Raw genomic sequence first — 12,689 nt, 5'->3', positions numbered from 1 at the left:
TCCCCCGGTGAGATATCCGGGCTAGCGGCGAATGCTCATCGGAGGAGCCTCAGGGTCGGCCTGCTCGACGTGAAACACCGAGCAGATGTACTCCAGCTGCTCCTTCAGGTGCTTGTTCAGCGACTTGTTGACCTTGGTGTTGGGCAGCAGTTTCCATTCCGGCTCCAGTGCGGCCAGCGCCTCCTGAAGCTGCCAGCGATAATGGAAGGTCTTGCCGATCAGCGCCTTGACTGCTTCCAATTGCGCCGGCGCGATGTAGGCCGCGTCTACCTGAGCGACACCCTCCTGGGTGATGCGCATCGGAAACAGCCGTGCCGTCTCGATCACCTTGTCCTCGAGCGCTCGAGGCAGCTCGGTTTGGGCTCGCAATCGGTCGCGAAAGGCCACGCCCCCTTCGATGCGCTCGCCGGCGACGGACGCGAGACCGGCGGGCGGCATGCCGCCTTCGCGCAGGTACGCGATCGCCGGCTCGCTGAGCTCGTAGTAGACCTTGTGGTACACCACCTGATTGAAGACGTTCTGCAGAACGAAAAGCATCACGAAGCAGATCAGCGATGCCACGATCGGGGTCGTGACCCAGCCCGAGGCAATGCTGCCGAGGGCGCGCCAGCGGATCGCCTTGCCGCCTTTGAGAAGCCCGATGCCGATGACGGCGCCGATCACGGCTTGCGAGCTGGAGACCGGGATCAGGGGAATCGTCGGCAGCCCCTTCGAGGCGAGGAAGTGCTCCAAGGTCAAGGACGAGAAGAGGAACAGCACGATGGAGTGCGAGATGACGACGACCCAGGCTCCCACGGGATTTAGGGGCACGACGCCGCTGCCGACCGTCATCATGACGCGCTTGGAGTAGGTGAAGACGCCGACGCAGATGGCCAGGGCGCCAAAGAAGAAGAGCTGCTGCACGGAGGTCAACGTAACCCAGCCGCCGATCGACACCTCGGTGAACGGCGACGAGGGAACGAAGACGCCCATGACGTTGCCGATATTGTTCGCGCCCAAGCTATACGAGCCGAAGGCGCCCGCAAGAATCAGTCCCAACCTGGTGTAGCTGTCTAGGCTCAGCACGTGAACGCGGGTGCGATCGATCACGTAGGTCATGGTCTTGTAGATCACGGCCCCGAACAGTGCTCCCAGCAGCGGACAGGCGACCCAGGTCGCGAGGATCTTCGTCAGTGCCGCGGTATCCGTGATCGAGCCGCTGAACCAGTTCCAGCCGATGATGGCGCCGACGACCGCCTGCGTGGTCGACACCGGGAGGCTGGCCCGGGTCATCGCGTAGACGGTGAGCGCTGCCGAGAGAGCTGCCATGAAGGCACCGCCCAATGCATTGAGCTGACCGAGCTTCCCCAGCCCGTGGGCGGCGCCGGCGCCACTGATCACGGCGCCCAGAACCACGAACACGGAGCAAATGATCGCCGCGGTAGTGAACTTGATCATGCGGCTCGCGACCGCCGTGCCAAAGACATTGGATGCGTCGTTGGCGCCCAGAGACCACCCTAGGAACAAGCCGCTGGACAAGAAGATCAGGAGCGTGATTTCCACCGGTGGGGTTCCCCTCGGAGATGTCTAGGCCAAGCAGCGGCAGCGGATCGCGTCGCTCCGTGTCGCAGCCCGTTGAAATGGGAGCCTTGAGATCGAGCCACGCACGCGCCTCGTCCGCTTTGGCCAAGGGTCTCTTCTGCCGTGCTCGGGAAGCGCGCAACGACGGGGCTCGGGTCGCCAATGGATGGCTCGCCCAGCGACGGCTCGCGGCCCGATCACATCGAGCGTTTGATCGAGTAGATCGCCAGCCAGTCACCGACGTCCTCTGCCTCGTCCGCGAGACTGTCGATCTTGTCGACGAAGTAGCGCAGGTGCATCTTATCCGCCAGTCCCAGGTCAGAGGCGAAGATGGCGCGCTTCAGGCGGGTCGCAATCTGGTCGACCTCCTCTTCATGGAAGCCGACCTTGTTGAGGTGGTCATGAACCGCGGAAAGGTTGCGGAAGAAGGCGCGCGCGCCGAGCACGGCTGCTTCGAGCGTCTTCACCGCGTGCGAGGTCATCAGTTTGAAGTCGGCCTGATACGGCTCCTCCACCGCCGGGCATTCGACCGTGACGGCAAGAAAGATGTCCTCGGCGAGACCGAGCAGGTGATTGAGGTCCTCCATCAGACTCAAGACGTCGCCGCGCAGATCCGGGATCAGCATCTCGGTGTGGAGCTGTACCTCGATCGTCCGGCGCAAGCGATTTCCTTCGCCCTCGATTCGCCGCAGCTGCAGCACCAAGTCTTTGCAGTGCCCCTCCGCGCCCGAATCGATATAGGTCGCAATGCCCTGCTCGAACTTCATACCGCCATTCGAAACCTGATCGAGAAAATCGTCGATCAGGCCTTCCATCGTCTTGGTCTTGGAGAAAAGCGCGAGCTTGGAAGTCTTCATGCGGGAAATCCCGGTCTGTCCGAGTCGTCGATCATGCCGGTCTCGGCTGCGGCGAGCGATTGCGCAAGCATGCTCCCGGCGCGCAGAGCAGCAACTGAGCGCACCCTGCCTTCAAACACTGTCGAGCATTGCGGCGCGCTCGCGCTTGTTCAGGCGTGCCTTGCCGGATTCGACCGGATGGGTCTTGTGCTTGCTCCGCTTGGGCTGCAGCAAGCCCGGAGCGGCCGCTCGCAGTGCCAGCAGCGCGTAGAGCGCGAGGAGCATGGCCGCGACGGGCATGGCCCAAGATCCTGGCTGCACCTCAAGCGCGATGAAGCCGATCAGCAGATACCCGGAGATGGCGACGAGGAGTCGCCGGGATGGTCTGATTGTGTTCGATATCATAGGGGGCTATACCTGAGGTTCGGGCCTGCCGACACTGTCTTGCCTTGACGGTGAGGAGGCTATTTTGCCGGGCTGAGTCGCGCCGAGCGCCGAAAGACCGTCTGGCGGCCACGACAGAGGCTCAGCGGTGTCCACGCCAGGTGCTGGGCGACCAACCGGCCTGCCTGGCAACAGCGACCGCGCACACCAACGCGGCTAGGCCAAGACCGATAACGATCCAGAGCAATTCGCCGAACGGTCCACCAGCAAGCGCTTCGTGGCCTTTAAGGATGTACCGGGGTGTCGTCGCCGCTCAGGATGCGTTGCGGGACTCCCAGTCGCCCCAACGCCCTCGCGACAAGACAGCCTTTTAGCCCGGGCTCGTCCCGCTCCGGGGGCTGGCTACGGCTCTGCGCGCCTGCGCCACTCCCCTGCGACGAATGACTCAACGGTGTGCGGGATGCGCTCTGCATATCGCCTCCGCGCCTCGGGCACAGCCCTCGGCACTGCGGCGCTACGCCCGCGCCCACACCTACCCGGGGCCGCTCGGCTGCGCTGCGCTCTCCATGCCTCGCGGGGGCGAGAGCAGCGACAGCGATGGCGGGGTTGGGCGTAGGCATGGACACGACGAGGGTGGCTCCTTGGTTCGACGAAAACTCCAGGGCCCCCGAACGGACTTGCGGACCAGGGCACCTTTCACCAAGAGCTTCAGCAGTTCTGGTGCCAAGACTCAGCGCACCCGCTAAGCGATTGAAATAGAGCACCTGCTCGTCGCGCACCAGCGTTGCCAGGTCCTGCCGGGGGTGCAGCCTTTCGCGCCGCGAAACGCGTTCTGATAGGGGTTAAAGCAATCGAATCAGTCACTTAATATGATGCAGCGAATTCTTGCGGTGCAGCGATTGCTGCACCCCTCTCCGCCCGCGCGCATGCTGCGTCCGCCGCTCAGGACCGCTGTCGGTTAAGCAGCCTGCGGTTCAGTGACTGGCGGGTGATGCCGAGTAGCGTCGCGGCGATTCCTTGGTTGCTCTTCGCGCGGCGCATGGCCTCGTCGATCAGGTAGGTCTCGGCATCCTTCAGCGTTGGGAAACGGCTGTTGATGGCCAGCGGCGGCCCGTCGTGAGGGGGAAGTCCGTCGTCCACACCCTCACGCCGGCCTCGCTCGATCAGCGTGCGAAAACCCTCCATCGAGAGCACCGGACCGCTGCGATGCATGGCCACGGCGTTGTAGATCATTGCCCGCAGCTCGCGGACGTTGCCCGGGAACTCGTAGACCGACAAGAGCGTGATCAGCTCCTCCGGCGGCGCCGGCGCCTGGCGGCCGAGCGAGGTTGCGGCCTCTTCGATGAAATGCGGCACCAGCAAGGGGATGTCATCCCTGCGCTGGCGTAGCGGCGGAATCTCGATGGGGTGGCTGGAGAGTCGGAAGTAGAGATCCTGACGGAACTTGCCGTTTCCCAGACGCTTGTGCAGCGGCCGGTTCGTGGCGGCAACAATCCGCGCATCGCTGACGCGCTGCAGATCCGAGCCGAGGGGATAGTACCTCTGCTCTTGGAGGAGCCGGAGCAGCTTCACCTGGGATGCCTTCGCCAAGTCCCCGACCTCGTCTAGGAGGAGCGTCCCGCCGGCGGCCGAGGCGATGGCGCCCTGGCGCTCACGCTCGGCACCGGTGAAGGCGCCGCGGACATGTCCGAACAGCGTGTCGGCGAACAGATGATCATCGAGCCCCGCGACATTGATCGCAATGAGCTCGCCAGCACGCCCGCTGAGCCGGTGGATCGCGCTCGCGATCAACTCCTTCCCAGTGCCGGTCTCGCCCGTGATCAGCACCGGTTCGGGCGAGTCCGCGATTGCATCCATGTACTGAAAGATGGCCTCCATGCGTCGATTGCCGGTCACGATGTCGGCGAAGGCGTCTGGATTCCGCAGCCGCCGCGTCAGCAGCGAGGCGCGTAGCGTGCCCAGTTGGTCGCGCAACGAGCACACCTCCAAGGCCCGGCGCACGGCCGAGACCAGACGGCTCTCCTCAACCGGCTTGACGAGGTAGTCGAAGGCCCCCTCGCGCATGCAAGCGACAGCGGTCTCCACGTCCTGGGCCGCGGTCATCACGACCACGGGAACCTCGGGATGGTCCTGCACCAGCTGCGGCAGCAGCTCCAGCCCGCCGATGTTCGGCATATAGAGGTCGAGCAGGATCACCCCGGCCCGGCTCTCCTCCAAATAAGGCAGCAACGTCTGCGCGTCCCGCAATGTCACGACCGGTCCGACACCATGGGATCCGAGCAGCATGCTGGTCGCGAGCAGCAAATCGGCCTCGTCATCGACGAGCACGACGGGTAGTGCCTTCTGGGTCATCTCATGTCCTCCTGCGGGCGATGCGCTGGCCCCTGGTCTCGCCCACAAGCCTCGCCGCCAATCCGATCACGGCAGTACCTAAGGTGGGGGCGGCTCCTGCGGTGCCTGCCGCGCCGAACGGCGATCGATCGCCGGGCACGCGCCTTCGGGACCCTGAGCGACAGCGCGATCGGGCTCCGCGATCGGCAGTTGCACCACGACCTCGGTCCCGATGCCGCGTACCGAGCCGATCGCGATGGTGCCGCCGTGGTTCTGGATCACACGCCGGCAGATGGACAGCCCCAGTCCCGTGCCGCCTTGATCGGTCCGGGTCGTGAAGAAGGGGTCGAAGATCTTCGCCAGATCCCCGTCGGCGATGCCGCTGCCCTGATCGACGACCGCCACCCGTGCCTGATCGCCCTCGTCGACGACATCGGCCTCGACCCAGACTCGGGCCATCCGATCGGGCAGCGCCTGCAGTGCATTCAACAAGAGGTTGATAAAGACCTGTTCGAGCTGCTGGGCATTGCCCCTCACCAGCCGCAGCCTCTCGGGCACCCGCAGCTCGCAGCGGTCCGTGTGCTTCTGGATCTCGTGCTGCAGGACCGAATAGGCCGACTGCAGCACCTTCGGCAGGCTGACGTTGGCGCCGTACTCGCCTGGGTCATGGCGGGCCATCTGCTTCAGGCTCCCGACGATGCTCTGGATGCGCTGAGAATTGCGCTGCAAGGCGGTCAGCATCTGTGGCAGACCATCGATCGCCTGAGCGATCGGCAGACCACCGATCAGAAAATCCCCGTGCTCCGCGTGCTCCCGCCGCAGGATCGGGAGGATGTCCGCGCAGCTGCGCTGCAGGATCGCGGCGTTGAACTGGATGGCGTTGTTCGGGTTGTTGATCTCGTGGGCGACACTGGCCGCCAGCACGCCCAGCGTGGCCAAGCGAGCACTGCGGATCGCCTGGGCCGCGAGCAGCCGGCGCTCCGTGACATCGGTGGCGATGACCATGGCGGTATCCACAGCGCTCGCACCGCGCAACGGCACGATCCGTACATCCCAATAGCTCGAGTCAGCCTCAGAGTACTGAAATTGCTGCGCTTCACCCGATGCGAACACCTGCGCGAGCGCCTTGCGATACCACTTGCGCAGCCCCTTGGGGAGGATCTTGGACGAATTGCGGCCAACGGCACTCTCCTCGGGCGCCTTCGGCCAGGGCCGGTTGACCATAGTGATGCGCCCTCGCGGGCTCACGCTCATGATGATGTCGGGTGACTGGCTGAAGAGGACCCGCAGCTTCTGCTCCGAGCTCCGCAGCTCCTGCTCGATCCGCTCCCGCACGCCGACCTGGCTGCGCAAAGAGCGCATGAACAGCGCCGCAATCAAGGTCATCGCGAGACCACCGCCAAGCATGATCCAGGGCTCGCGCAGCAAACCAGCGGCGCTACGGTACTGTGGTGTGGGTGCACAGGTCACCGACCAGTATCGGTCGGCGACCCGGACCACCTCCTCGATTCGCTGTGCATCGACGAGGCTCCAGCCCTGCCAGACTCCGCCCTGGACGCGTGGCCCGGGACCCAGTCGGCTCGCATAGAAATCGAGGAAGGCCTCCTCCGGCGGGGCAGACAGGTCCCGCAACAGGATCTCGACGCCCCGCGGCTCCAGCACGTGAATCGCCGCATCCACGACCGCCGCCAGGTCGAGCATGGCGACGACCACACCTTCTGGCGACCTCGTCTTGGCGCGATCGCCCGGCGCGGCAGGCCGGGCCCCCGACACTGGAGTCACGACCATGACACCATACCGAGCCGCACGTTCCTCTAGTGGGATCCGTCCGCTAACGGCTGTTTCGCCGGTTGCCAGCGCGCGCTCGATCAGCGGCCGCACCAATGACTGAAACGCCTCCCTTGCATGGGGATCGGTTTTCTCGGTCAGATCACCCGGAACCGATGGGTCCTCGGCGAGCGGAGGGTCGCGGTAGCGGATTGGGAATAGGTCGCGCGGAGCCGACCCTCGAGCGCTGGCATCGTCGGCAGCCGTGCGCGGAGATCGCCAAACCAAGCTATCCAGGCCTGGATGACGCGAACGTAAGGATTCCGCAAACAGCGCGAAGCTGGCACGGTCGATATCCGGGCTCAGGCTCATCAGGTCCGCGATCGTCTGGACCGCGTCGAGCGTGTCATCGATGCCCTTGTTAAGCGCTTTCCGATGGTCCTGCGCAGCCCACAGGAGCTCACTGCGCCGATGATCCACAAGCTGCAGCCAGACGAGCACGGCGCTGCTAACCGAGGCGATGATCCCCAAGAGGACCAGCCCCGGGAGCTGCAAGCGACTAAGGGAGAGCGTACTCAAACGCATCGATCGTCAATCGGCATCGGGCGGGGGCATGTCACAGGCTGGCCTGCCAAGCTGGGTCGATCGACCTCGCACTCAAGTATTCTTTGGAGCACGAGCTCCAGACCGGTTCTCCGAAAAGACGCGAAGGGGAGCCCACCGCCATCGGAGCTGATCGCCCCACCGTTGAACTGACCAATCACCTCACGGCGTCCCAAGCCGTGAAATTGCAGCTGAGCCTCATTACACTCCGTCATCGAAGGGTCGTCCTCTCGTGCGCGCATAACTGGCTGATTGCACATCCGCTACGCCTGAGAGTGCGGCCCTTTTCCAATCCCCCGGTGAGATATCCGGGCTAGACGTGGTGAGCCCAGTCTGGAATCAGTCGCCAGACGCCGCGCATCTCGGCGTGGACTTGATCGGGGTCCGGCTCGAAGCGCCGGACGGCGGACCAGAAGCGCGGCGAGTGGTTGTGCTCGAGAGTATGGCAGAGCTCGTGCACCATGACGTAGCGGACCAGCCTGGGCGGCAGGAAGAGGAGCTTGGCGTTCAGGCTGATCCTGCAGTCGTGGGTGCAGCTGCCCCAGCGGCTGCGCTGATTCCTGATCGTCAGAGCCGTATAGCGCAGCCGGGTCTCCCGGGCCACCGCGTCCAGCATGTCCTCCAGCCTGACCTTGGCGTAGCGCATCAGCCAGCGGCGCAAGGCGGCGTGGCAGGCGTCGACCTGGTCGATCGCGCCCGAGACCAGCAGGCTCCCCTCACCCTCCGCACGCGCACTCAAGCTCACGGACTGGGTTTGGCGATAGTCGACGCCCCAGGACTCATCGATTGCGAGCAGGTCGATCCGACTCGGACGGCTCGCAACGGTCGTGGAACGCTCGAGCCGCGCGGCCTCGAAGGCGTCCAAATGCCGCGCCACCCAGTCCGACTTGCGTGCCACCAGCCTCAGCACCTCGCGCCGGGTCACGCCTTTGGGCACGGTGACGACGAGGCCGTCGCGCGGCGTCACCCGGAGCCAGACCGACTTGGCCCGACCGGACCTGCGAATCTTGAAATCGATCCCGCGGCCGTCGGGCAGATCCAGATGCACGGCGTCAGGCATCAAAACACCCACGCAATGAGCAGCGTCAGGATGAGGAAGAAGGAGAAGAACGACCCCAGCATGAACTGAAGCTCACCGATCAGCCCGTCGCCCGCCGCAACGGCCAAGACGACGAAGAGCGCGACCGTCACGCCGAAGCCCCAGGGCACGGCCTCCTTGATGCTCATCCCCTCGCTCAGGGCCGCGAGCGCGGGCGTGGCGGCCGGCAGGAAGACGGCGATGACCGCCACCAGAACCAGCACGGCCACCAGGATGGCGATCGCCAGCAGTTTCAGGTCGCCCCGATTGCGCTCGCCCATGCCGATCAGCCGCCGGCTTGGGGCTGGGCCTTGACCAGCTCGCGAACCGCGGTGGGATCGGGCAAGCCGCGGACGAAGAGCTCGGGATTGTCGCCGGCGGTGAAGACGGTCACGTCACCAGCATTCATGATGCGCTGAAAGAGACTCTGGGATACCCGGACGGTGCGAACCGAGGCCATGTTGATCTCGGTGTACTCCTTGCTGAGCAGGCCGTGCGTCCAGATCAGCTCGTCCTCGGTGATCACCAGCCGATCGGCGCGCGCGGACACCCACCAGCCGAGGAGCTGCAGGGTGGCGAGCGCGAAGACGCCGATGCCGATCATCTGCAGAATCCTGCCGTCGACCTGTCCGGTAAACTGCGGCGGCAAGAGCTGGTCGCCGAGGACCGCCACCAGAATACCGCCGGCGATCAGGACGAGCGCGAAGAGGACACCGAAGGGGCGCATGCGCAGCACCGACGGATGTGCTTCGTAGAGTGTATTGGACATCGAACGATGACTCCTTGAGCTGACTACACAAAATCCAACAGCAGAGGGTCTCGAGGCCGAACGACCGTCGCCCGCAGGACGCCGCTGGACGACCAGGGGATACTAGCAGCAAGCGGCCCGACCGCCCTAACCTCAGCCCAGGCGGGCGCGCCGCCCGCTTGACCACCCGCCGCTCGCCGCGGCAGCCACGACCCGAGACCAGGCCCACAGCTATAATCCGGCACCATGAAGCAAAGCGCACTCCTGAGCCTGACACCCGGCCCGATCCGCACCCGCCTGCTGCGCGATCTCATCCTCCTGGTCGCCTTCACCGTCGGCCTCCTGGCGATGATCAACGTCCTGCTGATCGACGAGATCAAGCAGGATCTGGCCGGCAACCGCATCGACGCGGCCACCGCCATGGTGCGCGACGAGGTCCGCAACCTCCTGCTGCCGGTCCAGCAGCAGCTCCTCATCATCCGCGACGGCCTGGAGTCCGCGCACATCGCGCCCAAGGACGAAGACGCCCTCAACCTGCGGCTCATTCCGACCCTGGCGCACATCGAGCAGATCGCCGGAGCCATCGACGCCACCGGGGACGGCCGCGAGTACTTCCTGCGACGCGACGGCGAAGACTGGGTGACCCGCCTGCGCACCCCTGGGAGCCCGCCTGGCTTCCGCGCCAACCGCTGGAGCGCGACCCTGGAGCCCATCGGCAGCCAGACGCTGCAGCTCGACTACGATCCGCGCGAGCGCCCCTGGTTCGTCGATGCGGTGGCGGAGCCCGACAAGCTGGTGTGGAGCGAGCCCTACATCTTCGCGTCCCTCGGGGTGCCTGGAATCACCGCCTCCATCGCCTGGCAAGATCAGGGCGAGACCCGCGTCACCGGGCTAGACGTCACCCTGGAGACCATCCTCGGCGCCATCGACCGCCTCGACATCGGCGCGGCGGGCCAGGGTTTTCTGTTCAGCGGCGCCGGAGGTGTCTTCGTGCCACCACCCAATGCGGCCCAGACGGGCACGCCCGACCCGCGCGCGAGCGCCTTCTTCTCGGCCGACAGCCAGCTCGGCGGCCCGCTGCAGATCGACGCCGTCGCCGCCTGGAAAGCCAATGGCAAGATCAGCGGCGATCTGATCCGCTTCCACAGCGGCGGACAAGACTGGTGGGGCGGCTTCCGGCCGCTGACCGAGGACCCGGACGCGGTCTGGATCGCGGTCGCCATGCCCGTCTCCGCGACGCTCGCCATCCTGCAGAGCCGCTGGCACATCATCCTGGTCACCACCCTGGGCATCCTCGGCGCCAGCCTGGGGCTCGCCTTCATCGTAGTCCGCAAGTACAGCCACCAGCTCAAGGACTTGCCCAAGCTGAGCATCGACCGCAATCAGCCGGAGCAGGACTTGCGCTATCTGATCGGCTCCGGCGAGGGACCGCATCTGGAATTCAAGTCCACGATGCGCATGAACCTACACGCCAAGACGCCCGGCAAGGAGATCGAGCTGGCCTGGCTCAAGGGGGTCGCGGCCTTCCTCAACACCGAGGGCGGCATCCTGCTGCTCGGCGTCGCCGACGACGGCACCACGCTCGGACTGGACGCCGACAAGTTCGAGAACGAGGACAAGTGCCAGCTCCACTTCAAGAATCTGCTGAGCCAGCACCTCGGCCCCGAGTACGCCCGGCTGGTGCGCTTCTTCATCCTCGACCTCGACGACCGCCGCATCGGCGCCATCGAATGCGAGCGCTCCGACACCCCGGTGATCCTGCGCGACGACAAGAAGCGCGAGCTCTTCATCATCCGCAACGGCCCCTCCAACATCGAGCTGCCGATCAGCCGCGCACTCAAGTACATCCGCAGCCGGTTCTAGCTCAGACGGGGCGCCCTGCTCGGTAGCCGCCGGGCGCCTCTGCTTGCCCCAAGCACCGGGAAAGGGCCCCTCGGCCGGAGTCAGACACCTCTGCACTCCAACATCTTTGCCGATCCTGCTCACGATAGGTTTACATTGGTGCATTCCTCTAGCCGGCGTCGAAGGATGATGACACTGCTCCCTGGGGCTCGCCCATTGGGAGCCAGTATCCCCGACTTCTGCATGCTTACGGAGAAGTTGAATGAAAGACGTTGCGACTCAAACCATCGACAAGGCGACCCGAAATGGGGCTGATCGACGCCGCCTGAGAGCCACCGACGCCTTGCATCGGTAGCCCTCTCCCTCGCCAACCTTGCCCCTTCCCCCTCCCGGATGCCTTCTTCCCCCTCGGGCGAGGGGCCCTTTTTCGGCGCCGAGCTGCGTTGACTCAAGCCTTAGCGACGACCTGCAGGTCAGCGGGCTGTTCGATGCCTGGGTCGAGCAGTGTCCGATCCGCTGGAGCAGTCCCAATGCCCCGCTGCCGGGCATGGAGAAAGTGCTCAGCAAGAATGCGATGCGTTGTGGCATGGGCAAGCTCGACGAAACCGCGGGGGTCGCTTGGCAGCAACAGCACCTGCAAGCGGTTACCGAGCCGCTGCTCGATGAGCCCTGGATCCTCGATAGCGAAGCGGCCGTCAGGAAGGCGCTGTGCTCGGCTACCACCCGCACAAGCCGGGACGCCCCTCGCACACCTACCACACCGACTTCGTGGCCGACTTGCGCCTGGTCCTGGACGTCGAGGTCCAAGCCGGGAATCAATCGAGCCCCAAGCACAGCGCCCCGAGCTTGTGGGCGCTGCTCGAGCGCTTGGGGCGGGCGCGCTGGCCGGCGTTCATCCGCGGCGACCGTGACTGGGGCACCGAGGCCAATACGGCCCGCGCCGAGCAGGAGGGCTTGCCCTACCTATTCAAGCAGCGCTTGACCAAAGGCACCAAGCGGCTGGTCGAACGGCTGCTGCGTGATGCCAACTGGAGCGAGGCCGGTCAGGGCTGGCAAGGGGCGGAGGCCTCCCTGCGCCTGTCGGGCTGGAGTCGCGCCCGCCGCGTCGTAGTCTCGAGCGGGACGTGCGCATCGATGAGCACGCCGTCCTGGTCACCTCGCTCGAGGAGGAGATCCTCACCATCGCCGCGCTCGTCTACGACTGGTGGAGCATCTTCGTACGCCTGGCCGAGCCCGACAAGCATACCTAGGCCATCACCAGCCGCCCGCGCTTGCCGCAGGCCCCGGCCCGCCAGATCACGCACGGACGCCAGCGTCACTCCGCATCAGTCGTCCGCACGCCGAGGCCGCCTGGGTCGCTCTCGCGCACCATGGCGAAGTACCACCACGGGCGTCAGTTGCAGCCGCCCGGGCCGCTGCCGGCACCAGGGTAGCAGGTCAGTCCCTCTGTCAAGCAGATTGTGTATGCGCGCAGTCTCGCGCAACACGGGGCCGACGGGCTCAACTGCTCTATTCGGGCTCATCCATTTCCAGCTCGCTT

10 protein-coding genes are annotated in these 12,689 nt (G+C 65.4%); 2 read left to right on the top strand and 8 right to left on the bottom strand.

Annotation, left to right across the window (positions count from 1 at the left end; genetic code table 11):
• Window positions 1-21: 21 nt before the first annotated feature.
• From G3446_RS00785 to G3446_RS00750, 8 genes are all read right to left on the bottom strand, one after another.
• On the bottom strand, window positions 22-1,542 hold the full coding sequence (locus tag G3446_RS00785) for an inorganic phosphate transporter (RefSeq protein WP_164450485.1): 1,521 nt from the start codon (window positions 1,540-1,542) through the stop codon (window positions 22-24).
• Window positions 1,543-1,757: 215 nt separating this feature from the next.
• Entirely contained in the window at window positions 1,758-2,417 is a 660-nt protein-coding gene (locus G3446_RS00780) for a DUF47 domain-containing protein (protein ID WP_164450484.1), read from the bottom strand.
• Between the two features lie 111 nt (window positions 2,418-2,528).
• Window positions 2,529-2,801 (bottom strand): hypothetical protein, encoded by a 273-nt coding sequence (locus tag G3446_RS00775; RefSeq protein WP_164450483.1) that lies wholly within the window; start codon window positions 2,799-2,801, stop codon window positions 2,529-2,531.
• Between the two features lie 921 nt (window positions 2,802-3,722).
• The gene (locus G3446_RS00770) at window positions 3,723-5,132 is read right to left on the bottom strand and encodes a sigma-54-dependent transcriptional regulator (protein WP_164450482.1); all 1,410 of its coding nucleotides are present in this window, start codon (window positions 5,130-5,132) and stop codon (window positions 3,723-3,725) included.
• Window positions 5,133-5,210: 78 nt separating this feature from the next.
• Window positions 5,211-7,457, bottom strand: a complete 2,247-nt coding sequence (locus tag G3446_RS00765; RefSeq protein WP_164450481.1) for an ATP-binding protein — start codon at window positions 7,455-7,457, stop codon at window positions 5,211-5,213.
• A gap of 337 nt (window positions 7,458-7,794) precedes the next feature.
• The gene (locus G3446_RS00760) at window positions 7,795-8,541 is read right to left on the bottom strand and encodes a M48 family metallopeptidase (RefSeq protein WP_164450480.1); all 747 of its coding nucleotides are present in this window, start codon (window positions 8,539-8,541) and stop codon (window positions 7,795-7,797) included.
• The gene (locus G3446_RS00755; RefSeq protein ID WP_164450479.1) at window positions 8,541-8,840 is read right to left on the bottom strand and encodes a hypothetical protein; all 300 of its coding nucleotides are present in this window, start codon (window positions 8,838-8,840) and stop codon (window positions 8,541-8,543) included. The genes G3446_RS00760 and G3446_RS00755 overlap by 1 nt, the downstream gene beginning before the upstream one ends.
• 5 nt (window positions 8,841-8,845) lie before the next feature.
• Window positions 8,846-9,328, bottom strand: coding sequence for a PH domain-containing protein (locus tag G3446_RS00750; RefSeq protein ID WP_164450478.1), 483 nt, complete (start codon window positions 9,326-9,328; stop codon window positions 8,846-8,848).
• A 225-nt stretch (window positions 9,329-9,553) separates the two neighbouring features.
• Here G3446_RS00750 and G3446_RS00745 point away from each other — a divergent pair, with 225 nt between their 5' ends.
• Both G3446_RS00745 and G3446_RS28575 read left to right on the top strand, forming a co-directional pair.
• Window positions 9,554-11,170, top strand: a complete 1,617-nt coding sequence (locus tag G3446_RS00745) for an RNA-binding domain-containing protein (protein WP_164450477.1) — start codon at window positions 9,554-9,556, stop codon at window positions 11,168-11,170.
• A 1,103-nt stretch (window positions 11,171-12,273) separates the two neighbouring features.
• Window positions 12,274-12,399, top strand: coding sequence for a hypothetical protein (locus G3446_RS28575; protein ID WP_280818752.1), 126 nt, complete (start codon window positions 12,274-12,276; stop codon window positions 12,397-12,399).
• Window positions 12,400-12,689: the final 290 nt, after the last annotated feature.

The organism is Thiorhodococcus minor (assembly GCF_010820565.1).
GTDB lineage: Bacteria > Pseudomonadota > Gammaproteobacteria > Chromatiales > Chromatiaceae > Thiorhodococcus > Thiorhodococcus minor.
The sequence above is the reverse complement of the archived record's forward strand: the minus strand, read 5'-3'. Positions and strand labels throughout refer to the sequence as shown.

Excerpts from the sequence above, each read along its gene's own strand:
- G3446_RS00750 (WP_164450478.1), bottom strand. The coding sequence starts at position 9,328 with ATGTCCAATACACTCTACGAAGCACATCCGTCGGTGCTGCGCATGCGC.
- G3446_RS00745 (WP_164450477.1), top strand. The coding sequence starts at position 9,554 with ATGAAGCAAAGCGCACTCCTGAGCCTGACACCCGGCCCGATCCGCACC.
- G3446_RS00770 (WP_164450482.1), bottom strand. The coding sequence starts at position 5,132 with ATGACCCAGAAGGCACTACCCGTCGTGCTCGTCGATGACGAGGCCGAT.
- G3446_RS00780 (WP_164450484.1), bottom strand. The coding sequence starts at position 2,417 with ATGAAGACTTCCAAGCTCGCGCTTTTCTCCAAGACCAAGACGATGGAA.
- G3446_RS00760 (WP_164450480.1), bottom strand. The coding sequence starts at position 8,541 with ATGCCTGACGCCGTGCATCTGGATCTGCCCGACGGCCGCGGGATCGAT.
- G3446_RS00755 (WP_164450479.1), bottom strand. The coding sequence starts at position 8,840 with ATGGGCGAGCGCAATCGGGGCGACCTGAAACTGCTGGCGATCGCCATC.
- G3446_RS00775 (WP_164450483.1), bottom strand. The coding sequence starts at position 2,801 with ATGATATCGAACACAATCAGACCATCCCGGCGACTCCTCGTCGCCATC.